22 protein-coding genes are annotated in these 24,723 nt (G+C 60.9%); 13 read left to right on the top strand and 9 right to left on the bottom strand.

Features of this window, described 5'->3' with window-relative positions; all coding sequences use genetic code 11:
• Positions 1-99: 99 nt before the first annotated feature.
• Both ACR0J5_RS14485 and ACR0J5_RS14480 read right to left on the bottom strand, forming a co-directional pair.
• Positions 100-714: an HD domain-containing protein gene (locus ACR0J5_RS14485; RefSeq protein ID WP_480654509.1), complete on the bottom strand. Its 615-nt coding sequence runs from the start codon at positions 712-714 to the stop codon at positions 100-102.
• Entirely contained in the window at positions 711-1,577 is an 867-nt protein-coding gene (locus ACR0J5_RS14480) for a phytanoyl-CoA dioxygenase family protein (protein ID WP_480654507.1), read from the bottom strand. The genes ACR0J5_RS14485 and ACR0J5_RS14480 overlap by 4 nt, the downstream gene beginning before the upstream one ends.
• Before the next feature lie 97 nt (positions 1,578-1,674).
• Here ACR0J5_RS14480 and ACR0J5_RS14475 point away from each other — a divergent pair, with 97 nt between their 5' ends.
• From ACR0J5_RS14475 to ACR0J5_RS14465, 3 genes are all read left to right on the top strand, one after another.
• On the top strand, positions 1,675-2,565 hold the full coding sequence (locus tag ACR0J5_RS14475) for a LysR family transcriptional regulator (RefSeq protein ID WP_480654505.1): 891 nt from the start codon (positions 1,675-1,677) through the stop codon (positions 2,563-2,565).
• 95 nt (positions 2,566-2,660) lie between these two features.
• Positions 2,661-4,256 (top strand): FumA C-terminus/TtdB family hydratase beta subunit, encoded by a 1,596-nt coding sequence (locus ACR0J5_RS14470; RefSeq protein WP_480654503.1) that lies wholly within the window; start codon positions 2,661-2,663, stop codon positions 4,254-4,256.
• A gap of 15 nt (positions 4,257-4,271) precedes the next feature.
• The gene (locus ACR0J5_RS14465) at positions 4,272-5,216 is read left to right on the top strand and encodes a LysR family transcriptional regulator (RefSeq protein ID WP_480654501.1); all 945 of its coding nucleotides are present in this window, start codon (positions 4,272-4,274) and stop codon (positions 5,214-5,216) included.
• Here ACR0J5_RS14465 and ACR0J5_RS14460 read toward each other — a convergent pair.
• From ACR0J5_RS14460 to glmS, 5 genes are read right to left on the bottom strand one after another with little or no spacing between them, the layout of a single operon-like run.
• Complete coding sequence (locus tag ACR0J5_RS14460) at positions 5,191-6,042, bottom strand: HpcH/HpaI aldolase/citrate lyase family protein (protein ID WP_480654499.1); 852 nt, start codon at positions 6,040-6,042, stop codon at positions 5,191-5,193. The two genes, ACR0J5_RS14465 and ACR0J5_RS14460, sit on opposite strands and share 26 nt — an antisense overlap.
• Positions 6,039-7,196: a CaiB/BaiF CoA transferase family protein gene (locus ACR0J5_RS14455; RefSeq protein WP_480654497.1), complete on the bottom strand. Its 1,158-nt coding sequence runs from the start codon at positions 7,194-7,196 to the stop codon at positions 6,039-6,041. Before ACR0J5_RS14455 ends, ACR0J5_RS14460 begins: the two co-directional genes overlap by 4 nt.
• Positions 7,193-8,440 carry a methylaspartate ammonia-lyase gene (locus ACR0J5_RS14450; RefSeq protein WP_480654495.1) on the bottom strand — a complete coding sequence of 416 codons (1,248 nt, stop codon included), beginning with the start codon at positions 8,438-8,440 and terminating at the stop codon, positions 7,193-7,195. The genes ACR0J5_RS14455 and ACR0J5_RS14450 overlap by 4 nt, the downstream gene beginning before the upstream one ends.
• A gap of 15 nt (positions 8,441-8,455) precedes the next feature.
• Positions 8,456-9,922 (bottom strand): methylaspartate mutase subunit E, encoded by a 1,467-nt coding sequence (locus ACR0J5_RS14445; RefSeq protein WP_480654494.1) that lies wholly within the window; start codon positions 9,920-9,922, stop codon positions 8,456-8,458.
• 17 nt (positions 9,923-9,939) lie between these two features.
• A complete protein-coding gene (gene glmS / locus ACR0J5_RS14440; RefSeq protein ID WP_480654493.1) occupies positions 9,940-10,431 on the bottom strand; it encodes a methylaspartate mutase subunit S in 492 nt (163 codons plus the stop codon).
• 260 nt (positions 10,432-10,691) lie between these two features.
• Between glmS and ACR0J5_RS14435 the strand changes: the two genes are divergently transcribed.
• From ACR0J5_RS14435 to ACR0J5_RS14415, 5 genes are read left to right on the top strand one after another with little or no spacing between them, the layout of a single operon-like run.
• Positions 10,692-11,942: a sarcosine oxidase subunit beta family protein gene (locus ACR0J5_RS14435; protein WP_480654491.1), complete on the top strand. Its 1,251-nt coding sequence runs from the start codon at positions 10,692-10,694 to the stop codon at positions 11,940-11,942.
• An 11-nt stretch (positions 11,943-11,953) separates the two neighbouring features.
• On the top strand, positions 11,954-12,439 hold the full coding sequence (locus ACR0J5_RS14430) for a pyridoxamine 5'-phosphate oxidase family protein (protein WP_480654490.1): 486 nt from the start codon (positions 11,954-11,956) through the stop codon (positions 12,437-12,439).
• Complete coding sequence (locus ACR0J5_RS14425; protein WP_480654488.1) at positions 12,433-12,723, top strand: sarcosine oxidase subunit delta; 291 nt, start codon at positions 12,433-12,435, stop codon at positions 12,721-12,723. Before ACR0J5_RS14430 ends, ACR0J5_RS14425 begins: the two co-directional genes overlap by 7 nt.
• Complete coding sequence (locus ACR0J5_RS14420; RefSeq protein WP_480654486.1) at positions 12,720-15,674, top strand: sarcosine oxidase subunit alpha family protein; 2,955 nt, start codon at positions 12,720-12,722, stop codon at positions 15,672-15,674. Before ACR0J5_RS14425 ends, ACR0J5_RS14420 begins: the two co-directional genes overlap by 4 nt.
• Entirely contained in the window at positions 15,667-16,230 is a 564-nt protein-coding gene (locus ACR0J5_RS14415; RefSeq protein WP_480654484.1) for a sarcosine oxidase subunit gamma, read from the top strand. Before ACR0J5_RS14420 ends, ACR0J5_RS14415 begins: the two co-directional genes overlap by 8 nt.
• Positions 16,231-16,233: 3 nt before the next feature.
• Here ACR0J5_RS14415 and ACR0J5_RS14410 read toward each other — a convergent pair whose 3' ends face one another.
• Both ACR0J5_RS14410 and ACR0J5_RS14405 read right to left on the bottom strand, forming a co-directional pair.
• A complete protein-coding gene (locus tag ACR0J5_RS14410; RefSeq protein ID WP_480654482.1) occupies positions 16,234-17,241 on the bottom strand; it encodes a GlxA family transcriptional regulator in 1,008 nt (335 codons plus the stop codon).
• Complete coding sequence (locus tag ACR0J5_RS14405) at positions 17,238-18,134, bottom strand: LysR family transcriptional regulator (protein WP_480654480.1); 897 nt, start codon at positions 18,132-18,134, stop codon at positions 17,238-17,240. Before ACR0J5_RS14405 ends, ACR0J5_RS14410 begins: the two co-directional genes overlap by 4 nt.
• Before the next feature lie 108 nt (positions 18,135-18,242).
• On the opposite strand from ACR0J5_RS14405, the gene ACR0J5_RS14400 reads away from it, so the two are divergent.
• The 5 genes from ACR0J5_RS14400 (at position 18,243) to ACR0J5_RS14380 (ending at position 24,719) form a co-directional block, all read left to right on the top strand.
• Positions 18,243-19,691: an aldehyde dehydrogenase family protein gene (locus ACR0J5_RS14400; RefSeq protein ID WP_480654478.1), complete on the top strand. Its 1,449-nt coding sequence runs from the start codon at positions 18,243-18,245 to the stop codon at positions 19,689-19,691.
• Positions 19,691-20,665 carry a membrane dipeptidase gene (locus ACR0J5_RS14395; protein ID WP_480654476.1) on the top strand — a complete coding sequence of 325 codons (975 nt, stop codon included), beginning with the start codon at positions 19,691-19,693 and terminating at the stop codon, positions 20,663-20,665. Before ACR0J5_RS14400 ends, ACR0J5_RS14395 begins: the two co-directional genes overlap by 1 nt.
• A gap of 75 nt (positions 20,666-20,740) precedes the next feature.
• Positions 20,741-22,288 carry a BCCT family transporter gene (locus tag ACR0J5_RS14390; protein ID WP_480654474.1) on the top strand — a complete coding sequence of 516 codons (1,548 nt, stop codon included), beginning with the start codon at positions 20,741-20,743 and terminating at the stop codon, positions 22,286-22,288.
• A 92-nt stretch (positions 22,289-22,380) separates the two neighbouring features.
• On the top strand, positions 22,381-24,072 hold the full coding sequence (locus ACR0J5_RS14385; protein ID WP_480654472.1) for a hypothetical protein: 1,692 nt from the start codon (positions 22,381-22,383) through the stop codon (positions 24,070-24,072).
• Entirely contained in the window at positions 24,069-24,719 is a 651-nt protein-coding gene (locus ACR0J5_RS14380) for a DUF3726 domain-containing protein (RefSeq protein ID WP_480654470.1), read from the top strand. The genes ACR0J5_RS14385 and ACR0J5_RS14380 overlap by 4 nt, the downstream gene beginning before the upstream one ends.
• Positions 24,720-24,723: the final 4 nt, after the last annotated feature.

Raw genomic sequence — 24,723 nt, 5'->3', positions numbered from 1 at the left:
GTTCTCTCATACAGATCGGACGTGTCGGTATCATACAGGCTGCGCGTCTGATAAACACCCGCGCCGGGATGGTTTGTCAGCGGCGCCCGAGCCTAGCTATTACCCTGCCGCGAGTTGGGCGGGCAGGCCGGTCACCTCGCCTTCGCGGATCACCGCGGGGTCATAGGCTTTGCGCGAAAACACCTCGCGCACCATGGGCTCGAAGGTGTCCATCGGCTCCATCGGGTAATCGGGGTCAAAGCTGGACTGATCCCAGGCTTCGCAGAAGATGGCGCAGGTGTCGAACAGGGGGTGATCGCGATACCGGTCGCGCGCGTTGCGGTCCCACCCGTAATGGTGCCCGTAGTAAAGCGTTTGGAAGATGCCGTGATGTTCCACCGTCCAGGACACTTCCCACCGCACGAAGGGTCGGATGACCTCGGCAGACATGCGGTCGTGGTTTTGTGGGGCCAGTCCGTCGCCGATATCATGCAGCAATGCACCCACCACCCAGTCGATATCCACCCCGTCGCGCAGGGCGCGGGTGCCAGATTGTAGCCCGTGTTGCAAGCGGCTGATCCGGTAGCCTTCCAAGGTGACCTCGCCGGCGCGGCGCAGCTCGTCCAGGACACGATTTGCGGTTAGCGCCAGAAAGGGTTTTTCAAGACGTTCCAGCAGCTCGTATTCTTCTTTGGTGCCGTCTTTCATTGCAGTGAAGCTGACTGTTTCGCTCATTTCCGGTCTCCAACGCTGTACAAGCCCACATCCTGATCGGCCCCCGCCGCCAGCGTGGCGGCCTGACCTTCCAATATCCGATTATAAAGCGCCAGATCCGCCGAATGGAACAGGGACCGTGGTCCGGCGATACAATCCCAGCCACCGGCAGGGATTTCGCCGCGCACGGGCATGGCCCAGTCTTTGCCCGGGGCGTGATCACGCACCTCGGGCGTGACATAGCGGATCGCCAGCCCAATACGCCGGTCTGCGCTTTGGTTGGGCCCTGAGGCATGGAAGCAGCGCCCGTGATGCAGTGACATCTCACCCGGTTTCAGCGGGCCGGGCACGGCCTTGTCTTCATCGATCCCGGCGATCCTCTGACCGCGCGATAAAAGGTTGTTCTCATCAAACGTATCTTCGTGATCGGCGATGCCGCCCTTATGACTGCCGGGAATGAACCGCATGCAGCCCGCCTGTTCGGAGACATCCGAAAGCGCGACCCAGGCGGTGACCTCGTCATCGGTTTCGCCCATGCCCCAATAGGTGATGTCCTGATGCCACGAGACGGTCTTGGTGCTGCCGGGTTCCTTGATGAACAGCTCAACCGACCAGGCCAAAAGGTTCGGCCCCAGAACCGCCTCAACCGCGTTCAGGATTGCCGGAGTGCGCGCAGCCTCGGCCAGCAACGGGATGACCACATGGCCGTTCACGCGAAAGAACTGACCCAGATCATGCCCGCCTGCGCCTGCGCTGTGCTGGGCCTCAAGGCGTTCGATCTGTTGGCGCAGCGCCGCGACTTGCTGTTGCGAGAACACGGGCAGACCGGCGACAAAGCCGTTCTGGCGATAGGCGTCTACATGGTTGTTGTCTGCATCCAGCATGAAATCCTCCCACTGCTTGAAACAGGCTACACCGGTGGCGGCGCTTAAAAAGATATCTCTGTTGCCCCCGAGGTTAAGCTGAGCTTATCCTTGGCTCATGTCCCGTCGTATTCCCTCCCTCAATTGGTTGCGCGTTTTTGAGGCCGCCGCCCGTGCCGGCAGCTTTGCCCGCGCGGCCGAGCGTTTGGCGATGTCGCCCCCGGCCGTCAGCCAGCAGATCCGTGCGCTTGAGGCGCATCTGGGTCAGCCTCTGTTCAACCGGGCGGCGGCGGGTGTGTCGCTGACCGAAGCCGGGCGCACGCTGTTGGCGGTGGTGGGTGAGTCGCTGGGCCGGGTGGAAAGCGCCGCCGCCGCAATCGCGGCGCCGGTGGGGCCGCCGTTGACGGTGGCAGTGTCCAAGACGCTGTCGGTGGGCTGGTTGACCCCTCGTTTGCCCCAATTTCTTGAACGTCATCCGGATGTGCGGCTTGAACTGACGTCGATGGTTGGGCGTCCCGAACTCCCGCCGCGCAACGCGGCACTGTGGATTGCCTTTGGCCCGCCCCCGCCGGGCACCGAGGCGCGCCCGTTGTTTGGGGAATGGCTGTACCCGGTGGCGCACCCGCAGATTGCCGCAGAGATCGGGGATTTGGGGGATCTGATGGCCTTTCCGCTGATCGAAGTGTCGGATCACAGAATGAACTGGGTGCAGATTTTTGGCGGGGATGTGCCGCCTGCAAACACGAAGATCACCTATGTCGACACCACCCTGTCCGCGCTGGCCTTGGCCTCGGCCAAGGGTGGTATTGCCTTGGCGCGTCCTCCGGCCAGCGATCACCTGACGGATGTGTATGGTTTGGCTCGCTGCCTGCCAGAGTTCAGCCTGCGGGGAATAGAAGAGTATCACTTAGTGCATGGTGCGGGGACACAGCTGTCGCCCGATGCCTCAGCATTTGCCGAATGGGTCTGCGCCGAGGCCGAACAGACGAGACTGCTGTTGAACGGCTAGGCCCAAAACTTAAGTAAGGTAATATTGTATTACTTAAAGATACTAAAAAATAAAAAGAATTGAATTATAGGTAGTGAATCACTAGGGTCCGCGCCATGACCCAGACAACGAAAACACTCGGCACGACGTGCTATCGCTATCTCGGCAATGACGGGCTGGAAACGGTCCGATTTGGCGATGAAACCTTCCTGCGCGTCTCGCCCGAGGCGGTCAGCGCCCTGACCGCGACCGCGTTTGCGGATGTCTCGCATCTGCTGCGGCCCAGCCATCTGGCGCAGTTGCGCGGCATTCTGGACGATAGCGATGCCTCGGCCAATGATCATTATGTGGCGTTGGAACTGTTGAAAAACGCGGTGATTTCGGCGGAACGGGAATTTCCAAGTTGTCAGGACACAGGTACAGCCATCATTCACGGCGCAAAGGGCCAGAATGTGCTGGTGGGGGGCGATTTGCACGACGCCGTCGAGCAAGGGGTCAAGGACACGTGGGAGACGCGGAACCTGCGGTTTTCCCAGATGGCCCCGCTGAGCATGTACCGGGAACAGAACACCGGCACCAACCTGCCCGCACAGATCGACATCGAGGCACGCAGCGGCGATGCGCTGGATTTTCTGTTCATGGCCAAGGGCGGCGGGTCGGCGAACAAGACGTTCCTGTACCAGGAAACCCGGCGTCTGTTGGAGCCCGAGCGCATTCTGGCCTTTTTCGACGAAAAGATACGCACGCTGGGCACCACCGCTTGCCCGCCCTACCATCTGGCGATCGTAGTTGGCGGATTGTCGGCCGAGCAGTGTTTGAAAACGGTCAAGAAAGCTTCGGCCAAGGAATTGGACGATCTGCCCACATCTGGCAGCCCGGATGGGCGCGCGTTCCGCGATCTGGAGCTTGAGGCGCAGATACTGGAGCTGACGCGGAACATGTCGCTGGGTGCTCAGTTTGGCGGCAAGTATTTCTGCCACGACGTTCGGGTGATCCGCCTACCGCGCCACGGCGGCAGTCTGCCGGTTGGCATGGGTGTCAGCTGCTCGGCAGATCGTCAGATCAAAGGGCGGATCGACCGGGATGGCATCTGGGTCGAACAGTTGGAGCATGACCCGGCGCAATTCCTGCCCTCGCAGGATGTTGCGGCGAAATCCGCGACCCGGATCGATCTGGACCAACCGATGGACGGTATCTGTGCGGAACTGTCCAAGCTGTCCGTGTCCAGCCCGGTTTTGATGTCCGGCACCATGATCGTGGCGCGTGACTTGGTGCATGCAGAACTGGCCCGGATGATCGCCGAGGGCAAAGACCTTCCCGATTACATCTACAATCACCCGGTCTATTATGCAGGTCCGGCCAAAACACCCGACGGTTATGCCTCGGGCTCGTTCGGGCCGACCACCGCCGCGCGGATGGACCCTTATGTGCCCGAATTGCAGGCCCTGGGGGCGTCGCGCGTGATGATCGCCAAGGGCAACCGGGCGTCATCCGTGGTGCAAAGCTGCAAGGACCATGGCGGGTTCTTTCTGGGCTCGGTCGGTGGGGCGGCGGCGGTTCTGGGTAAGGATGTCATCAAAAGCATCGAAACGCTGGATTTCCCCGAATTCGGCATGGAGGCCGTTTTCCGCGTAAAAGTCGTGGATTTCCCGGCATTTGTGATTATTGACGACAAGGGAGAGGATTTCTTTACCCGCAAACCCTCATTCTAGGTCACAGGAGCCGCAATGCCGCCATCCTCAGATAAGATCACCCTGCGCCAGTTGCAGATTTTTCTGGTGGCTATCGAAACGCGCAGCTTTGTGCGCGCTGCGGAACGACTATCGCTGACCCCGCCTGCGGTCTCGATGCAGATGAGCCGACTGAGCGAGGAATTCGGCGCGCCCTTGTTCGAGAAATCGGGGCGGTCCGTGATCCCGACCGAGGTTGCCACGGCGCTGGTGCCCTATGCCGAACGAATGACCGAAACGCTGGCCGAGGCAGTGGATGTCGTCCAGATCATGCAGGGCAAGCTGGATCACCGGGTGCGGGTAGCGATGGTGACGACGGCGCGCAATTTCGGGCCCCATCTGCTGGCACAATTTCAGCAGGAACACCCCGAATGCGACCTGCAGTTCAAGATCGCAAACCGCCGCGAGGTGATCGAGATGCTGGATACCGACCAGATCGATCTTGCGCTGATGGGGCGGCCTCCGCGCCGGTTAGAGACGACGGCGCATCAGTTTGCCAAGCACCCTTATGTTCTGATCGGGCACCCGGATCATCCGCTGGTACGTTCCAGCCGAATCCGCCGCTCGGACCTGCCGCATCACCAGTTCATTGTGCGCGAGCGCGGGTCAGGCACGCGGATGGTCCACGAGTTCTTCTTTTCCGATTCCGACCTGCCACAGCCCAAGGCGCAGGAAATGGACAGCAATGCCAATATCAAACAGGCGGTGATGGCGAATATGGGGCTGGCCTTTATCTCGGCCCACACGATTGCGCTTGAGGCGATGGCCGGTAAGCTGAAAATCCTGAGCGTCGAAGGCATGCCCGAATTCCGCGACTGGTTCGTTCTGCACATGCGCGACAAACCCCTGCGCCCGGCGGCGCGGGCGTTTCGGGATTTTGTGGATCAGAAAGGCCCTGCCTTCATGGCGGAGTTCTTCAAGGACGCAGGGATTGCAACATAACCTGCGCCCGCGCGACGATGGGCGGGTCGATCATCTTGCCGTCCAGCATCACCGCACCAAGGCCCTGTGCCACAGCCGCATCAAACGCCTGAACCACTCGGGTCGCATGGTCGATCTCAGTGGCGCTGGGGGTAAAGGCAGCATTCACCACCTCGACCTGCCGGGGATGGATACACATCACGGCGTCAAACCCGATGGCGCGACCCAGGGTGACGCAGGTGCCAAAGGCATCCATATCCTTGATCTCAGCGATGCTGCCGGGCAGGCCAATGGCGCGCAGACCGGCGCTTTTGGCCGCCAGAATAAGTGTCTGAGCTGGGGCTTGCAGCGCTTCGACTGAAGGCGCATGGCCGCAATCGGTCGAGAAATCCTCGGTCCCGAAAGCCAATGCGGTCAGGCGGGGGGTTGAGTTGGCGATGTCTGCTGCGTTTTGCAGGGCTTGGGCCGTTTCGATCAGCGCGATCAGTTTGATCTGGCCGTCGGGCAGTTTGGCCTGACGTTCCAGCATCGACAGGTAGTCGTCCACCAGACGCAGGTGATCCCCTCCGATGACCTTGGGCAGCATGATCGCATCAACGCCGGGCAGGATTGCAGCTTCAAGATCGCGAACGCACTCGCCCAGATCAGCATTCACCCGGATTGCAACCGACATGCCATGCTGTTTTAGCGCAGCAACGGCGTCGGCCAGCCCGTCGCGCGCGGCCTGTTTGTGGTCGCGCGGCACGCTGTCTTCCAGATCCAGCAGGATCGCATCCGCCCCCCGTTCATGCGCGCGGGCCACCAGTTCGGGCCGGTGCGCGGGGGTGAACAGGTAGGATCGGATCATGCGGCGGCCGTCTGGGCGAACTCGGACCGGATGGTATCGGTGTGTTCCCCAAGTGCAGGCACCCTGCCAAAACGCGGCGTTTCGGGATCAAAGCTGTGGCGCACGGGGGCGGCGACCAGATGCGCTTCGTCCCCGTTTTCCAGCGTGACCGGCGTGCGGCGCAGCTGCGGGTGTTCGGCAAAGGTGCCGACCGAGTTCACGGCCCCGTAGGCGATGGCCGCCGCAAACAGTTTGCCCTCCAGTTCGGCCCGGCCGTGACCGGCAAAAAACCCGGCGACGATGGCATCCAGTTCGGCACGGTTGGCGACCCGTTGGGCCGCGTCGCAGAACCGTGGATCGGTGGCCAGTTCGGGTTGCCCGATCACATCGGCGCAGAGGCGCTTCCATTCGCGTTCGTTCTGGATCGAGATTGCCAGAATCTCATCATCCTTCGTGGTAAACCCGCCATAAGGCGCGATGGAGGGATGGTGCAGGCCAACCGGCTGCGGCGCTTTACCCGCATAAACCGTATGCATCAACGGCACCGTCATCCAGTCAGCGGCGGTGTCGAACAGGGACAGTTTAACCGCGCTGCCCTTACCGCTGATGCTGCGCGCGATCAGCGCCTTTTGGATGCCGATGATTGCGTTCATGCTGGCGCCGATATCGCAGACCGAAACGCCAATCCGACCGGGATGTCCGGGCGCACCGTTCACGGACACCAGCCCGCTTTCGCATTGCACCAGAAAGTCATAGGCTTTCATGTCGCTATAGCGCCCATCCTCACCATATCCGCTGATATCGCAGGTAATCAGCCGCGGGTTGCGTTTGCGCAGGACGTCCTCGCCAAACCCGGCGCGGGCGATGGCCCCGGGGGCGAGGTTCTGGATGAACACATCCGCCTTGTCCAGAATGCGGTGCAGCAGGACGGCATCGTCGGGGTTTTTGATGTCCAGACACAGGCTTTCCTTGCCGTGATTGGCCCAGACGAAATAGGACGCTGAGCCTTTGACCGCACCATCGTATTTGCGGGCGAAATCGCCGGTATCACGCTCGATCTTGATGACGCGCGCGCCGCCCTGGGCAAAGTGGCACGACGCGAGGGGGGCAGCGACGGCCTGTTCCAGAGATACGACCAGCAGGCCGTCGTAAGGTTTCAGAGGGGTATCGGTCATGCGGCAGCTCGTGTGTTCAAAAGCGCAAGGGTGCGGTGCATTTCGTTGGCAACGATGGTCATGCCTTCGTCAAAGCCCATGCCGGGTTTGACCAGCACGCGGTCGGGGCGGGTGGCCATGGCCGCGTGCAGGCAGGCGCGGGCCGAGATGTCGGTCTCATTACAGGTGCCGCCCTGATACGCGGCGACACCATTGGCTTTGCAGTAGAGAACCGCATCGACCGTATTGTGCAGCGATCCCAGATCGGGGGTCTTGATCTGAACCATGTCACAGCAATCGGCGTCGACGAAATCGACCACGTCTTGATAGGTGTTGCACCATTCGTCGGCCACGATTTTGACGTTGCTGCCAAGCGCCTGCAGCGAGGCACGAATGTCGCGCAGCAGGGTGATCTGACCCTCTTTCGAACCAGCATCGGCAGGCCCTTCGATATACAGATCAAACGGGGCCGCGCGTTGTTCCAGCGACGCCAGATAGTTGGCGATCTTTACCGCGTCATTGTCAAAAATCATGCCGACCGTGCCGTAGACGTCGATATGCAGCACCGGGTGATAGCTGTCATCGGTGCGCAGATCCTGAATGCGGCGCGACAGCCATGTGACATATTCGGCCAGCTTGCCACCATTTTCACCCAGCTTCTGCGGGATGTTGTTGATCAGGCCGTGGGGCAGGGCGTCGACCTGTTTCAACACCATCTTGTCCACGGCCTCATAGCGGTTGTCACCGCTTTGCCCGAACAGGCGCAGAGGGGAAGCGATGGCCTCCAGCCCCCATTCGTCGCAGATGACCTCGAACTTCATTTTGCCTTTGGCAATCGACGCTGCCGACAACAAAGCCTGCGACAAGCCATAGCGCACGGCGGTGTGCAGGGGTTGGCCATCTACGATCAGCGTATCGAAGAATTCGGCACTTTCGCGGAAGCTGCGTACGTCATGCCCGATCAATTCAGGGGCCAGATGTTCCTGCAGGAACGGAATGACGGATGAGGCCAGAAACAGCGGATCCCGCCCGGCGGCACCGGAGTACTGAACGGCAGCGCAATCGCCCTCGGCGATCTGGCCGTTTTCCAGTTCCAGCAGGATCGAGACACTCTCACCATATTGCCGGACGCGGGCGAAGCCGTCGGTCAGGGCCTGACCGCAATAGACAAACCCGTCCTGCTTGGCCCCCTGTTTGATCGCCGCCTGATCGTCGAAATAGTACGAGGCCAGCCCCGGCGCGAAAACAACGTTTTTGATCTTCATGACACTCTCTGTGCGTTAAGCGGCAACTGAGGGCCGACCGATGAGTTTACTGGCCGAGATGGCGCGGACGTCATCGACCACCATGTCAAACGACACCTCACGCCCCTCGGACCTTGCGCGTTCCGCGATGCGGTCCCGGTGGAAGGCCATGACATCCTTGGGCAGCGGTACATTTCCGGTTTCAAAAATCCGCAGCGCGCCGTGGTTGTCGCGCACCGGCGTCAGTTTGCCCGCGTTGCCGATGGCTGGCGCAAAGGGGATGTCCATGACGCCGGATTCAAAGGCCAGTACGGCACCGCGCGCGATATCGCCTTTGCCCAGTTTCAGGACGGCGCGCATGACGGCGTGAACCTCGGCCTCGATCACCTCGACCTCGGTCAGGATCTCGTTGCCGTCATTGCGGTTCTGGTCCGCGATCATGTTGACCATCTGGCGGGTCGCTTTAAGCCCGGCCTGGTTCGCCTCAAGCGAGGGAATGCCGCTGGCCTCATGCGGGGTTTTGACGATGATCTTGGTGGCGCGCGCCTGTTTCGCGGCCAGTGCGCCCAGACAGATGACAGCGGTTGCCTTGGCCTCATCCTCGGGGAAGCCGCCCATCCACTGGTGGAACACGGTGGTCAGTTGGTAATCGTCATAGCCCGCGTTCTGGAAATAGTGGTGCCCCAGCCGCCGCAGTGACCGCAGCGCGGCGACGTCCTGCACCAGATTGCCCGCCTGACCATAGCCCAGTGTGATACAGCGCACGCCCTGTTCCAGCGCCAGCAGACCCTCGATGATGGCCACCACATGCGAGACAAAAGGCGGCACCAGCGTCCCGGTCAGAGGGCCAAAAGGCTCGCGGTTGATACGGATGCCCTGTTCTTCGAAGCGGCCCACCAGACGGTCGCAGTACTGCCAGTGGCGGATCGACTGCTCCAGCGGAATGTTCTTTGCATAGGGGATGTTATAGGAAATCCCGCCGCCCTCGTAAGACGAAAAGCCCGAGCTGAGCGTGACTTCCGCCAGCAGGCGCGCATCGGGCGTGCCGTGACGCACCTGAATGGGTTTCGACACAGCCTCGACCAGTCGCGTGCAGCCTTCCACACCATGGTTGACCGCCGGGAATCCGTTCAGCAGCGAGGTGCCCGCCGCGCGAGACCGGTCGATGCCATTCTGCGCCTCGTCATAGCGGTTGTGGCGGGTATAGGCGTCAATTGTTGTGGGCAGCACGTCGCAGAACGGGGCCAGCCCCTCCATCAGCGCGGTGTGTTCCCGCAACAGCGCGACGCCCGCGCGGGGTTGCAGCAGCGTCTTGCCATTTTCATCCGCATCCGCCAAGGCCGCCGAAAACCGCTTTTCCACGGGCAGCGCCTGTTGGCGGGCCAGACCTGCTTCAAAATCCACATCGGCACCGGTGTGCCAGGATTGCAGAACGCCCTCACGCTCGGCGTCGAAAACGGAATCGGGCAGCTTGGAGTTCGTGATTTCTGGCGTGCCGGTCATGTCACCATCTGCCTTTGCTAGATTGCGGCCCAGTCGGCGAACTCTGGTGCGAAGGCACCCGAGTTGTGGCCGATATTCGGAAGGCGGCGCATGTCGATATCATCTTTCAGCAGTGCCACAACTTGATCGATATTCACCGACGCCGGAAAGACGCGGTCATAACCCATGTCCTTGAAGCGGGTGACGACGGTGGCGAAATCCTGCTTTCCGATCACAAGGTTACCGCCGACGTAGAGAAGGATGTTGCCGATGCCCGCAGCCTCGCAGCGGTCGCGCAGGCCCTGGCAATCAATTTCGCCATGCCCGTAGATCGATGAGACCAGGATCGCGTCGGCGTTTTCTGCCAGAGCGGCGGTCACGAATTCCTCTTGGCTGACCATAACGCCCAAGTTGACGACCTGAATTCCGGCCCGGGTCAAAAGGCTGTCCAGGATCTTGTTTCCAACGGCGTGGCAATCTGCGCCGATCACTCCCAAGACCACTTTGTGTGTCGTGCTGGCGTCAAACATTTCTCGCTACTCCTCTGTCGCGCTTTCCCGGGTTCTAGCGGTGATTCTTTATTTCGTAAACAAAAATGACCAAGAGACATAAAAAGATAAGTAAAACTTATTTATAGTGATGAGAGGCCACCCGGCTTGCTGTTTGATCGCAGTTGCGACAGGTGGGCGGGCCTATTTTGTCGGTTCTGAGAGTCTTTGTGTCCGAAACCGCTAGTGAAAACTTGGCCCGTCGTGACGCAGATTAAAGACTGCAACGAATAGGAGCCTTCATGCGATACTCGGCGCTGCGACTTTTCAAAGAGGCCGTAACCGGCCACAAGGGCTGGGGCCCTCAATGGCGCGACCCTGCGCCAGCAGATGCGTATGACTATGTCATCGTCGGTGGCGGCGGGCATGGTCTGGCCACGGCTTATTATCTGGCCAAGGAATTTGGCGGGGCGCGGATTGCGGTTCTGGAAAAGGGCTGGATCGGCGGCGGCAATGTGGGGCGGAACACGACGATCATCCGTTCGAACTATCTGCTGGACGGGAATGAGCCGTTTTATGAGTTCTCGCTGAAGCTGTGGGAAAACCTTGAACAGGACTTCAATTACAACGCGATGGTCAGCCAGCGCGGTATTCTGAATCTGGTTCACACCGATGCACAGCGCGATGCGGCGCGGCGGCGGGGCAATGCGATGATCCTGAACGGATCGGATGCCGAGCTGCTGGATACCGACGGTGTGCGCGCGATGTATCCCTTCCTGAACTTTGACGATGCGCGGTTCCCGATCAAGGGCGGTCTGTTGCATCGCCGGGGCGGTACTGTGCGTCACGATGCGGTGGCATGGGGCTATGCGCGCGGTGCGGATATGCGCGGCGTAGACATCATTCAGAACTGTGAAGTCACCGGGTTCCGCATTGAAAACGGCAAGATCTTGGGTGTGGATACAAGTCGTGGGTTCATCGGCGCCAAGAAGGTCGGCGTCGCGGTTGCGGGCAGCTCCAGCCGCGTGATGGAGAAGGCCGGGATGCGCCTGCCCATCGAAAGCCATGTGTTGCAGGCGTTTGTGTCCGAGGGGCTCAAGCCGTTTATTCCGGGCGTCATCACCTATGGTGCGGGTCACTTCTATTGCAGCCAGTCCGACAAGGGTGGTCTGGTCTTTGGCGGTGACATCGACATGTACAACACCTATGCCCAACGCGGGAATCTGCCGGTGGTCGAGGATGTGATCGAAAGCGGCATGTCGCTGATCCCGGCGCTGGGTCGTGCGCGCCTGCTGCGCAGCTGGGGCGGGATCATGGATATGTCCATGGACGGCTCGCCCTTTATCGACAAGACGCATATCGATGGGCTCTTTTTTAATGGCGGCTGGTGCTATGGCGGGTTCAAGGCCACGCCCGCGTCCGGCTATTGCTTTGCCCATCTTCTGAAAACCGACCGTCCGCATGAAACCGCGACCGCCTATCGGCTGGACCGGTTCATGACCGGCCACATGATCGACGAAAAAGGGCAGGGCGCCCAACCCAACCTGCACTGAGGAACAAGGCCATGATCAACAAGTTTGCACGCGACCTGATCGAGCATTGGCATCTGGGCTTTGTCGCCACTGCTGATGCCGACGGAAACCCGAACGTATCCCCCAAGGGGACCTTTGTGGTTCATGACGACACCACGATCAGCTTCGCTGAAATCCGGTCGCCGGATACCTTGGCCAATATCGCGGTTCGCCCGCAGGTCGAGGTGAATTTCGTCGACATTCTGACCCGCCGCGGTCTGCTTGTTCAGGGTGAGGCAACCTATGTACCGCGCGACAATCCGCGTTACCCGTCGCTGCGCCCGGTTTACACCAACCGCTGGCCCGATCTTGAGCCCGAGTTTTCAGGCTTTGTCGTAATCAACGTGACGGCCTGCAAACCGCTGGCGACACCGGCCTATGACATCGGTGCCACAAGCGAGGATCTGCGCGCCAAATGGATGCAGCGTGTGCGCGACATTAACATCATTCACAAAGGGTCGGAGGTCGAAGCATGCTGATCAACCATCCCCTCCTTGGGCCGCGCGACGCACAGGAATTCACCTATCTGGGTGATGCGACCTTGATCAACCGCCCCGACTGGCAGGCCGAAGACGCGGCGCAGGCGTTTCACGATTACCTGTACCTGCGCGACAATCCGGCGGGCGAACACCGTGAGCTTTGGTATCACGAACAGGGCGACCGGTCGTGGCTGGTGGTCACGCGCAACACGCTGACGCATGAAATTCTGAATGTCGAACTGGCGCGCGATGTCGCCAAGGCGGCCAGAAAGGCAGAACAATGACGCAAAGCAATCGTCTGAACGGCGGGCTGATCAACCGTGACGCCAGCCTGAGTTTCACTTTCGACGGCAAATCCTATCAGGGCTATCAGGGCGACACGCTGGCCTCGGCCCTGCTGGCCAATGGTGTGCGCCTAATGGGCCGGTCGTTCAAATACCACCGCCCGCGCGGCCCGCTGACCGCGGGCAGCGAGGAACCGAACGCCCTGGTCGAGCTGCGCTCGGGCGGGCGGCAGGAACCCAACACTCGCGCCACCGTGGCCGAGCTGTATGAGGGCCTGAGCGCCAATTCCCAGAACCGCTGGCCGTCGCTGGAACGCGATTTCATGGCGATCAATGACCGGTTCTCGAACTTCCTGACCGCCGGGTTTTATTACAAGACCTTCATGTGGCCCAAGGCGTTCTGGGAAAAGCTGTATGAGCCGATCATCCGCAAAGCCGCCGGTCTGGGCAGCCTGACCGGTGAGGATGATCCCGACCTCTATGACAAAGGTTTCCTGCATTGCGATCTGCTGATCATCGGTGCGGGTCCGACCGGTCTGGCGGCGGCGCTGACGGCCGGGCGCGCGGGCGCTCAGGTCATTATCGCCGATGAAGATTTCCACATGGGCGGTCGTCTGATTGCCGAGACCGGCGCGCTGGCCGATATGTCCGGCGCGGATTGGGTTTCGCAGGCTCTGGCTGAACTGGCGTCGATGAACAACGTGCGGGTCATGCCGCGCACGACCGTGTTCGGGGCCTATGACCACGGCATTTATGGTGCCGTCGAACGCAACGCGGATCACCTGATCGCGCCCGAAGCGGACAAGCCGCGTCAGACCTTGTGGCGCATCTATTCCAAACGTGCGCTGATCGCGACCGGGGCCATCGAACGCCCCATCGCGTTCGAAAACAACGACCGGCCCGGTATCCTGCTGGCCGGCGCGGTGCGGGCCTATGCCAACCGCTGGGCCGCAACGCCCGGGCAATCGGTTGTGGTTTTTGCCAATAACGACGACGCGCACCAGACGGCGCGCGATCTGATGGCGCAGGGCGTCAAGGTTCCGGCCATTGTCGATACCCGCGCGGACGCTGCGGATGTTGAGGGCACCGAGGTTCTGAAAGGGGCCGAGATCATCAACACCTCGGGCCGTCTGGGTCTGACCTCGGTTCAGGTGCGCACCGACAAGGGCTATACCCGCGATCTGCACTGCGAGGCGCTGGCGATGTCCGGCGGCTGGAACCCGAACCTTGGCCTGACCTGCCATCAGCGGGGTCGCCCGGTCTGGAACGCGGATATCCACGCCTTTGTGCCGGGCGACGGCCTGCCCGTCGGCCAGATCGTGGCTGGCGCGGCCAAAGGTGAGTTGACCACCGACGCGGCGCTACAGGGCGGTGCGGCTGCGGCTGTAACTGCGTTGGGCGATCTGGGGATCACCGCATCCCCTGCCGACCTGCCCGCAGCGGCGGATGCACCGGTTTCGATCAGCCCGTTCTGGCACGTCAAAGGCGCAAAACGCGCGTGGCTGGATTACCAGAACGACGTGACCGTCAAGGACGTCAAACTGGCGCATCAGGAGAACTTTACCTCGGTCGAGCACCTGAAACGCTATACCACATTGGGCATGGCGACTGATCAGGGCAAAACCTCGAACGTGGGTGCGCTGGCTGTGATGGCCGAGCTGACGGGCAAATCCATCCCCGAAACCGGCACGACCATCTTCCGCCCGCCTTATACGCCTGTGGCGATGGGTGCGTTCGGTGGCCGCGCGGTGGGCAAGGATTTCCACCCGACCCGCCTGACGCCCAGCCACACATGGGCCGAGGAACAGGGCGCCGTGTTTGTCGAGGTCGGCAACTGGCTGCGCGCCCAATGGTTCCCGCGCAAGGGTGAGACCCATTGGCGGCAATCGGTGGATCGCGAAGTGCTGCAGACCCGTAACTCGGTCGGTGTGTGCGATGTGACCACGCTGGGCAAGATTGATGTGCAGGGTGCAGATGCTGCCGCGTTCCTGAACATGATCTATTCGAACGCCTTTGCGAAACTGCCCGTGGGCAAGGTCCGCTATGGCCTGATGCTGCGCGAGGATGGCATTGCCTATGACGACGGCACCGCTGCGCGGTTTGCCGAGGACCATTTTGTCGTGACCACCACCACCGCCAACGCGGTTCTGGTCTATCGCAACATGGAATTCGTGCGCCAATGCCTTTGCCCGGATATGGACGTACAACTGATTTCGACCACTGAGGCCTGGGCGCAATATGCCGTGGCCGGTCCCAACAGCCGCAAGCTGCTGCAAAAGATCGTGGACCCCGAGTTCGACATCTCGAACGAGGCGTTCCCCTTCATGGGCTGTGGTGAGATCACCGTGTGCGGCGGGCTGCGGGCGCGGCTGTTCCGTATCTCGTTCTCGGGCGAGCTGGCCTATGAGATCGCGGTGCCCACACGTTACGGCGACGGGCTGATGCGCGCGCTGATGGAGGCGGGCGAAGAGTTCGACGTGATGCCCTATGGCACCGAAGCCTTGGGCGTCATGCGGATCGAAAAGGGTCATGCGACCGGCAATGAGCTGAACGGTACGACCACGGCTCTGAACCTTGGCATGGCGCGTATGGTCAGCACCAAAAAGGACTGTATCGGCAATGTTCTCAGCCGTCGTGAGGGGATGAACACCCCTGATGCGCTGGCGCTGGTCGGTCTCAAACCGGTAGACGCCAAGGACAGCGTGCCTGCGGGCGGCCATCTGATGAAAGCCACCGGGCCGGTCGATGCGGCCCATGATCAGGGCTATGTCACCTCGGCCGCCTATTCGCCGATCCTGCAAAGCTCAATCGGGCTGGCTTTTGTTAAAGGTGGCTCGGACCGGATGGGTGAAAAACTGCGTCTGGTGAACCCGCTTGAAGGCCAGGAAGTCATGGTCGAGATTGTCAGCGCTCATTTCGTGGACCCGGAAGGGGAGAAGCTTCGTGCATAAACTGAAACCCATCACCCCGCTGGGCGGCGACACGCCGCGCACCGACACCATTGGCACAATCACCATCACCGAGGTCGTGGATCAGGCGCTGGCTTCGGTCGCAGCGCGCAACGATCAGGCGAATGCCGTGCAAAAGGCGCTGGCCGACAAGATCGGTCTAACGCTGCCCGGTGTCGGCCAATCCGCCGAGGCCGCAGAACATGCCGCCTTCTGGACGGGCCCGGATCAGTGGATGATCACCGCGTCCCACGACAGCCACGAATTGCTGGCCTCTGAATTGAAGGCCGTTGTGGGCGACAGCGCCTCGGTGGTTGAACAGACGGACGGCTGGTGCCGGTTCGACGTGCAGGGCGCGGCGCTGTGCGATCTGTTCGAACGGCTGACCAACGCTCCGGTCCGCACGATGGAACCCGGCGCGGCGATCCGTACCACGGCAGAGCATCTGGGCGTCTTCCTGTGGCGTCTGGCCGAGGACCGCATGGCTATCATCGCGCCCCGGTCATCGGCGGCCTCGCTGCATCACGGTCTGCTGGGGGCGGCAAAGTCGGTCGCCTGACCCTCAGCCCGAGGGCAGCACATCATCGCTGCCCACCCGCATCGAGTTCTTGGCACGCCGGTCACTGATCGGCGTGACCCCAAACGTTTCCCGGTAGTGGCGCATGAATGCACCGGGGGTGGCGTAGCCGACCATATAGGCGACCTCGGCAATCGGGTCATTGGTATACAAAACCAGTTGCCGCGCCTGATTCATCCTCATCCGACGGTAATAGGTCAACGGGCTTTGCCCTGTCGCCTTTTTGAAGCTGCGCTCCAGCGACCGCGCGGACAGGCCAACGGCGTCGGCGACCTCGCTGATCTGTATCGGGTTCTCGATATGCTCGGCAAAGTGCTGAATGGCGCGGGCCACCTGTTTCGGCAGCAGGTCCTGGCTTTGCGCGGTCGAGATTGCGGGCACTTTCTGCGCCATTGTACCGCTGCGGATAAAGGGGTGCTGGAACCAGCAGGCAACCTCGGCCATGATGTCGCCGCCAAGGCGGTTTTCGATCAGCGTCAGCATGTGATCAAACACGGCTGACGCCCCGGAAATGGTGGTAAAAGCGCCCTCTTCGCAGATCACGGTGCCATGGATCGGAATGTCGGGGAATTCGGCCTGAAAGGCGGCCTCGTAGCACCAGTGCACTGACAACGGGTTGTCGCCGGTCAGGCGGCTGCGGGCCAGGGGAAAAACGCCGCCGCTGATGGCGCCGACGCGTGTGTTGGCCCGGATCAGCCGCTGCAGGGCGGCGTTTGCCTTGGACGGGCTGTCAAACACGCTGTTCGGACTTGCGGCAAATAACAGATGGTCCAGCGCCTTAACATCCGACAGCACGATATCCGGCGAAAATGACACCCCCGCCGAAGACTGCACGGGCGCGTCTTTTTCCGCGATCACGGTCCACGAAAACGCATCCTGCCCCGAGATTTCATTCGCGGCGCGCAGGGGTTCAATGCACGATGTCAGGCACGCCATGGGAAAGCCGGGAAAGACCAGGATGCCCAGCGTGATCCTATCTTTGTTTTCCGTCATGTCCGATGCTCTTTGGTCATCTCGGCAACCGTTTCAAGGATGTCATGTTCCAGTTTGCGCGCCGCCGGAGACAGGGCAGAATCAGCTTTGCGCAACAGATGGATTTCGCGTTTTACCGTTTTATCCGCCAGCGGTCGGAAGACCAAGTCGGTCTGCCCCGAAGAATTCGCGGCCATTTCCGGCAGGATCGTCACGCCGAGACCGGCCCTGACCATCCCCAAAATCGACGTCAGGTTGTGGGCGGAAAAGCGGGACCTGGCATGCAGGTCCCGTGCCTCGGCGCCGGTTATATTCTCGGACAGGCTGTTTGCAATCAGCCGCTCGTGCCTCAGCGCGTCCCAGCTGATCGGCGCCTGACTTTGCGCCAACGGATGGTCCGGGGCCAGCAGCACTCCGAACCAGTCGGTCAGCAAAAGTTGGCTTTGCAACCCAGAGCCGTTTGCACCGACCGTCGCGATGCCGATATCGATCCGGCCACGGGACAGTTCGTGCAGGACGGATTTGGAATCCATGTCGCGCAAGTCGACCCGAACGCCGTCATAAGCGTTTATGCTTCTTGCAAAAACCCGCGGTATGATCATCCCGGCCACAGAAGGAACCGTGGCGATCCGAACATGGCCAAGCGTGGCGTCGGCGTAGTTTTCGATGGCGCGGACCGTATTGTCGAAATGCTGCAATTCTTGCTCTGATTGTGCGAACACAAACTCGCCCAACGCGGTCAGTTTGTTTTTCCGATCCGTTTCAAACAGGGGCTCGCCCAGATGGGTCTCAAGCTGTTTGAGCATCATCGAAACAGCGGACGGGGTGCGTTTCAGGGTGTCGGCAGCGTCCGTCAGATTTCCGCTGCGTGCAACAGCGACAAAGCCGCGAAGCATTTCGATTTTGAGAGCCATGTGAGGTGTTTCAGTTTTGTTGAAGTATCATTCAATAAATTTAGTTTGATTGATGTATGCAAAAGAGTCCATATCCAATCGACTAATTCCTGATGAGGCGACACCGTTATGGCTGACATTCAAAAAAACCTGATCGCTGGCGAATGGCTGGCTGGCGAAGGCGAAGTAGAGAACCGCAACCCGTCGGATCTGAGCGATCTGGTCGGTGTGTTTGCACAAGCCAGCGCGGATCAGCTTGAGGCAACTCTGGATCAGGCGCGCGTAGCGCAGGCAGAGTGGGCCGCCTATGGGCTGGAGCGCAAGCAGGCTGTTCTGAACGCCATCGGTAATGAACTGATGGCCCGCGCCGAGGAACTGGGCACGTTGCTGAGCCGCGAAGAAGGCAAGCCGCTGGCCGAAGGCAAGGGCGAAGTCTACCGCGCCGGTCAGTTCTTTACCTATTACGCCGCCGAGTGCCTGCGTCAGATCGGTGAGAATGCGGATTCCGTGCGCCCTGATATCGAGGTGGACGTGCGCCGTGAGGCCGTTGGCGTTGTCGCCATCATCAGCCCGTGGAATTTCCCCACCGCGACCGCATCGTGGAAGATTGCGCCGGCGCTGTGCTATGGCAACGCGGTTGTCTGGAAACCTGCCAACATCACCCCGGCCTCGGCTGTGGCCCTGACCGAGATCATCAACCGTCAGGACATTCCCAAGGGTCTGTTCAGCCTTGTGATGGGCTCGGGCCGTTCGATCGGTCAGCGTCTGGTCGAAAGCCCCAAGGTCAACGCAATTTCCTTCACCGGGTCGGTTCCGGTGGGCAAGGGCATTGCTGCCGCTGCCATCCAGAACCTGACCAAGGTTCAGATGGAAATGGGATCGAAGAACGCTCTTGCCGTCATGGACGATGCCGATCTGGATCTGGCGGTGACGCTGGCCCTTGGTGGTGCGTTTGGTGGCACCGGTCAGAAATGCACCGCCTCGTCGCGTCTGGTTGTCCACGCGGGCATCCACGATGCCTTCGTAGAAAAGCTGGTCGCCGGTGCGCAGGCGATGAAAGTGGGCCACGCGCTGGAAGCAGGCGTTCAGATGGGCCCCGTCGTCAGCCAGCAGCAGCTGGACGAAAACCTGGCCTATGTCGGTATCGGCAAGTCCGAGGGCGCGGAACTGGCCTGTGGCGGTGCGCGTCTGGAGATGCCGCACGAAGGTTTCTACATGTCGCCGGGCGTGTTCCTGAACACCACCAACGACATGCGCATCAACCGCGAAGAAATGTTCGCGCCGCTGACCAGCGTCATCAAGGTCGGCAGCTATGACGAGGCGCTGAGCGTCGTCAACGACACCAACTTTGGTCTGACCTCGGGCATCGTCACCAAGTCGCTGGCCCGCGCCACGCACTTCCGCCGCAACGCGCGCACCGGTGTTGTCACCGTGAACCTGCCCACCGCAGGCACCGACTATCACGTACCCTTCGGTGGTCGCGGCGACAGCTCGTATGGCCCGCGTGAGCAGGGCAAGGCTGCGGCCGAGTTCTACACCACGGTCAAAACCGCCTATATCAGCGCCGGTCCTGTCTGATGCTGATCGATTGTCTTCAGTATGTGAACTGGTCGGAAAAGGTTTTCCGCCAGTTGCGCGAGGGGGGCGTGGACGCGATCCACGTCACCATCGCCTATCACGAAAACTTTCGCGAAACGGTTCTGAACTTTGAAAAGTGGAACCGCTGGTTCGAGCAATACCCGGACCTGATCATGAAAGGCCGCTGGGCCAGCGACATCGACGTGGCCCGCAAAACCGGGCGCACGGCGGTGTTCTTCGGCTTTCAGAACCCGTCCCCGATGGAAGACGATATCGGCCTGATCGAGATTCTGCACGATCTGGGCGCGCGCTTCATGCAGCTGACCTATAACAACCAGTCGCTGCTGGCCACGGGCTGTTATGAGGCCGAAGACACCGGCATCACCCGCATGGGCAAGCAGGTCATCAAAGAGATGAACCGCGTGGGTCTGGTGGTGGACATGAGCCATTCGGCGGACCGCTCGACCATCGAGGCGGCTGAGCTTTCCGAACGCCCCATCGCCATCACCCATGCCAACCCGCATGAATGGTCGCCCGCCCTGCGCAACAAACGCGAAGAGGTGATCCGCGCGGTGACGGAAAATGGCGGCATGCTGGGCTTCTCGGTCTATCCGCATCACCTGAAAGACAAGTCCGACTGCACGTTGGAAAGCTTTTGCGAGATGATCGCGCGCTCGGCGGATAAATACGGTGCACAGCATCTGGGGATCGGCACCGACCTGTGTCAGGACCAGCCCGACAGCATCGTGGAATGGATGCGCGTGGGCCGTTGGACGAAAGAAATCGACTATGGCGAAGGCTCGGCCTCGGCCCCCGGTTTCCCGCCCATGCCAGGCTGGTTCAACGACAACCGCGATTTCGGAAACATCGAAGCAGGACTGCGCGCCACAGGCATGAACGACGACGAAGTCGCCGGGATCATGGGTGGCAACTGGTACCGTTTCTTTGACGAGAACTTCAAACCGCTCGCCTGATGCAGGTCAGCCAATCAACGAAGCCATGGCCGCAACTCAAAACAAGCTGGCCTGACTACTTTTAACGGAGGAAAGATGTCTGAGGCATCTTTGAACACTGCCCCCGTACAGGAAAGCCGCGTGAACAAGCCGCTTTTCCTGATCTCGGGTGGATTTATCGCGCTGTTCTGCATCGCGGCACTGGTTAATCTTGACGCACTGTCAGGTGCGGTGGATTGGGGTTTCACCATCGCAGCCACCTATTTCGGCCTGTACTGGCAGGTGCTGTTGCTGGCCACGTTCCTGATCGGTCTGCTGCTGTGCATTCTGCCCGGCGGTCGGGCGATCATGGGCGGTCTCGCCGCGCCTGAATTCACCACCTTCCAGTGGGGATCGATGGTCATGTGCACGCTGCTGGCCGGCGGCGGCGTCTTCTGGGCGGCAGGTGAACCGATTGCCCATTTCCTGTACCCCGCGCCGCTTTACGGTGGTGAAGGTGCAACTGCCGAGGCCGTCAACCCGGCCATTGCACAGGCGTTTATGCACTGGGGTTTCCTGGCTTGGGCCATTCTGGGATCGCTGACCACGGTCATGCTGATGTATTATCACTATGAAAAAGGTCTGCCGCTGGCCCCGCGCACGCTGCTGTACCCGGTCTTTGGGGACAAGGCGATCAACGGCCCCATCGGTCTGATTGCCGACGCGTCCTCGATCATCGCTGTGGTTGCGGGCACGGTTGGACCGATTGGCTTCTTGGGACTGCAGGTCAGCTATGGCCTGGCCGATCTGTTCGGTTTCTCGGATACGTTTGCCCTGCAGGCGACCGTGATCGCGGGTCTGGCCGCGATCTACACGATCTCGGCCATGACCGGTCTGTCGCGCGGCATTCAGATTCTGTCCAAGGTCAACGTGATCCTGGCGGCGTTCCTGCTGCTGTTCGTTCTGATCGCGGGTCCGACCGGGTTCATCTTCGGCTCGTTCTTCTCGGGCTTTGGTACTTATGTGGGCAACTTCTTCCAGATGGCTCTGTACCGTGGTGAGGCCGGTCTGTTCGGCGAACCCGGCTGGCTGGGCTGGTGGACCGTGTTCTTCTGGGGCTGGTTCATGGGCTATGGCCCGCTGATGGCAATGTTCATCGCGCGGGTGTCGCGGGGCCGGTCGATCCGCTCGATCATCATCATGCTGTCGATCATTGCGCCGATCGTGACCAACTTCTGGTTCACCATCATCGGTGGCACCGGCATCGCGATGGAACTGGAAAACCCCGGCATCATTGCTGCCGCGTTCGAAGGGTTCAACTTGCCTGCCGCGCTGCTGGCCATCACCAACAACCTGCCGATGGGCTTTTTGATCTCGATCCTGTTCCTGATCCTGACCACGATTTTTGTGGCTACCACCGGCGACTCGATGAGCTATGTCATCTCTGCGACCATGAGCAACGAGAACAACCCGCCCGCCGCGCTGCGCGTATTCTGGGGCATCGCAATGGGCATTATGGCCATCATCCTGATCTCGGTCGGATCGGGCGGTGTGTCCAAGCTGCAGAGCTTTATCGTGGTGACCGCTGTTCCGGTGTCGCTGATCTTGCTACCGTCGCTGTGGGATGCGCTGCGCATCACGCTGGCGAAAGGCAAGGAAAGCTAACGACGCTAGGTTGGGCCGGCTTGTCCGGCCCGACAACTTCCCTGAAGATTTCAGGAGACCAGTGATTAACCGACCTGAGGAGGCATACTCGAATGACTGACGTTTCCCGACGCGACCCGAACACCGTCATGCGCCTTGCGCGCCTCGGCTCTATGCATCAGTCGCGCCTTTCGTTCATGCGTATTCTGACGCGACGACTGGCCCGGGAAAACTGGCGGTTTGAACAAACCGCGTTCGAGATTGATGCCAACGGTGTCGGTCATGCCGTCTATACCGCACATGGGCCCGAGCGGTCCTATTCCCTGATCGCCTATGCCCATGACCTGCCGCCCGAGAAACGCTCGGACCGGGTGATCGCCGAGGCCTGGGATGCCACATTCACCCTGTTCGATGGCGTGCCATCCGCAGATGACATCGAACGCCTGTCGCATAACATCCCCGTTCAGGAAGCCGGTCGCGTCACAGGAAGCGAGCTGTCCGTGTCGCGCGCCAACCGCTCGGTGCGGCTGTGGGAACATGTGGTCAGCGAGTTGGCCGAGGGCCGCCAGCCCTCGACCGAGAAAATTGACGACGTAGGCTATCTGATGCGCACCACCGCCGTTTACGGGTCGGGTAAACTGGGCGCTGCTGACCGGGAAATGATCGCCGACCGTCCCGAATTCCGCGCCCCGTTCCAGGTTGAGATGCTGTCGGTCTACCTGACGCGCTGGTTCGTGACCGACCTGGTCCAGTACATGGCCAATGCGCGCGCTGCCCAGAATGGAACGCAGGCCGCCCAGCTGGATGGCGCGATTGCGCGGTCCATGGGAATTGGCAACTCAACAGGTTTGGGCATGGCGCCGTTTCTGTTGAACCATCCCGTGCTGTTCAACAACTGGATGGCTGCCCGCGAAGGCGCCATTCAGGTGGTGCGCGGTGTGCAAAACGCCAGCGAGGCTGAGATCGCGCTGTTCCGGGATGTGCTGTCGCGGAACATGCAGATTGTCGGGACATGGCATTCCGAGCATCCGATCCAGATCGAAAAACTGGCCGCCCTGCGCGCTGATATCGCCAAGATCACCGACTATCTTAAGACCGCTGATCTGACAGCGGACGCCCCCTGGGATGCGCTGTATTGCTGGGCCGAACAGACCCTGAGCCTGGAAGGGCAGGAGTGGATTGCCTCGTTGATGCTAGAGCCTTACGGGGCGCTGGTTGACGAGTTTGCCGAGGGCATGGCGGCAGACAACACCGCCACATTCCGCATCGCGGGCGCGATGAAGATCGGCGATCTGCGGGCATTGATGAAGGATATCTACGGCTGGGCCATTGAGACGGATTGGGCCGCTCCGGCCAGCAAGGCCCGCGCCTGGTATGTATCCGAAGAAAAGCTTGAGCCACGTCTGGGCGAACGGTTCGAAGAACCTATCGAGGAATACGAGCAACCCTTGGCCCCGGGCCGGGATGCTGCACTGCTTTATCAGGCTCTGGCTCATTGGTCGGATGATGCGCAGGTCGCGGATTTCCTGCTGCGCCACCCCGAACATCGCCATGTTCTGCGCCGGGTGCAGATCGTAGGCCGCGCGCCTTATGCGGAAATTCGGGATAACACGATTTCCGACCGGGTGCTGCCCATCGACATGCTGCGGTGCAAGCTGTCGTTCTTTGGCGCGACCAAATTTGATCCCCGCTCGGACCGCTGGGTGCGCATTTGCATGTACGGAAACGCGCCCCTGCCGCATGAGCTGACATCCGAGAATGCTGACTACTGGGTTTTCCCGGAAATTGAAGAGGCCGCTGCATGAGCCACTCGCTGAATGAAATCGAAGCCATGAGCAAACGCGCCGCGCGTGGCGCGGGCCTGTCCTGGGGACTGGCGGAAGAGGCCGCCAAGGGGACGCGCTGGCTGTCTGCTTTCGGGTTTTCGGGTGCGGGCCTGTTGGCCGATCTTCTTGAGATGAATGATCGTATCCCGTCGATTGACGTGTCGCCCGTATCGCTCAGCGCTGAGATCTGGCATGCGCCGACCCGTCGGATGAGCCCTCTGATCGCGGGCGCGTCCCTTAGCGATTGCGCCGTGCGTTTGATGGATCGCGGATCGATCATCATGGAAAATGTCAGCCTGCCGCTGCTGGCTGTGCCGTTCATGGGGGGTGCTGCGTTGCGTTTGGGCGTGCCGGTTGCCGCGGAATGGCAAGACGCGCGGTTGGCAACGGACGGGCGTCAGATCTGCGTGCAGGCCACGCCCGAGGCGCTTGAGGCGCGTCATGCGGACAAGATGGTTTTCAGCGCGCCTGCCAGCATGACAGGCCGCCGCGAAGCGGTGCTGCGCGCCGAGGTTTCGGACGGCAACTGGCAGCGGCTCAGTGCCTTTGCGCACCGCACTTTCGCGCCCGCGACCGAGGAAAGCCGCCTGCGCGGTGCAGGCGCGGGTCTGAGCGATAACGACTGAAACA

The organism is Ruegeria sp. BE1, from assembly GCF_056538885.1.
Note: the sequence above shows the minus strand (reverse complement) of the source record. Positions and strands in the feature narration are given on the sequence as shown.

Coding starts and splice junctions, on each gene's coding strand:
- ACR0J5_RS14485 (WP_480654509.1), bottom strand. CDS start 714: ATGAGCGAAACAGTCAGCTTCACTGCAATGAAAGACGGCACCAAAGAA.
- ACR0J5_RS14480 (WP_480654507.1), bottom strand. CDS start 1,577: ATGCTGGATGCAGACAACAACCATGTAGACGCCTATCGCCAGAACGGC.
- ACR0J5_RS14475 (WP_480654505.1), top strand. CDS start 1,675: ATGTCCCGTCGTATTCCCTCCCTCAATTGGTTGCGCGTTTTTGAGGCC.
- ACR0J5_RS14470 (WP_480654503.1), top strand. CDS start 2,661: ATGACCCAGACAACGAAAACACTCGGCACGACGTGCTATCGCTATCTC.
- ACR0J5_RS14465 (WP_480654501.1), top strand. CDS start 4,272: ATGCCGCCATCCTCAGATAAGATCACCCTGCGCCAGTTGCAGATTTTT.
- ACR0J5_RS14460 (WP_480654499.1), bottom strand. CDS start 6,042: ATGATCCGATCCTACCTGTTCACCCCCGCGCACCGGCCCGAACTGGTG.
- ACR0J5_RS14455 (WP_480654497.1), bottom strand. CDS start 7,196: ATGACCGATACCCCTCTGAAACCTTACGACGGCCTGCTGGTCGTATCT.
- ACR0J5_RS14450 (WP_480654495.1), bottom strand. CDS start 8,440: ATGAAGATCAAAAACGTTGTTTTCGCGCCGGGGCTGGCCTCGTACTAT.
- ACR0J5_RS14445 (WP_480654494.1), bottom strand. CDS start 9,922: ATGACCGGCACGCCAGAAATCACGAACTCCAAGCTGCCCGATTCCGTT.
- glmS (WP_480654493.1), bottom strand. CDS start 10,431: ATGTTTGACGCCAGCACGACACACAAAGTGGTCTTGGGAGTGATCGGC.
- ACR0J5_RS14435 (WP_480654491.1), top strand. CDS start 10,692: ATGCGATACTCGGCGCTGCGACTTTTCAAAGAGGCCGTAACCGGCCAC.
- ACR0J5_RS14430 (WP_480654490.1), top strand. CDS start 11,954: ATGATCAACAAGTTTGCACGCGACCTGATCGAGCATTGGCATCTGGGC.
- ACR0J5_RS14425 (WP_480654488.1), top strand. CDS start 12,433: ATGCTGATCAACCATCCCCTCCTTGGGCCGCGCGACGCACAGGAATTC.
- ACR0J5_RS14420 (WP_480654486.1), top strand. CDS start 12,720: ATGACGCAAAGCAATCGTCTGAACGGCGGGCTGATCAACCGTGACGCC.
- ACR0J5_RS14410 (WP_480654482.1), bottom strand. CDS start 17,241: ATGACGGAAAACAAAGATAGGATCACGCTGGGCATCCTGGTCTTTCCC.
- ACR0J5_RS14405 (WP_480654480.1), bottom strand. CDS start 18,134: ATGGCTCTCAAAATCGAAATGCTTCGCGGCTTTGTCGCTGTTGCACGC.
- ACR0J5_RS14400 (WP_480654478.1), top strand. CDS start 18,243: ATGGCTGACATTCAAAAAAACCTGATCGCTGGCGAATGGCTGGCTGGC.
- ACR0J5_RS14395 (WP_480654476.1), top strand. CDS start 19,691: ATGCTGATCGATTGTCTTCAGTATGTGAACTGGTCGGAAAAGGTTTTC.
- ACR0J5_RS14390 (WP_480654474.1), top strand. CDS start 20,741: ATGTCTGAGGCATCTTTGAACACTGCCCCCGTACAGGAAAGCCGCGTG.
- ACR0J5_RS14385 (WP_480654472.1), top strand. CDS start 22,381: ATGACTGACGTTTCCCGACGCGACCCGAACACCGTCATGCGCCTTGCG.
- ACR0J5_RS14380 (WP_480654470.1), top strand. CDS start 24,069: ATGAGCCACTCGCTGAATGAAATCGAAGCCATGAGCAAACGCGCCGCG.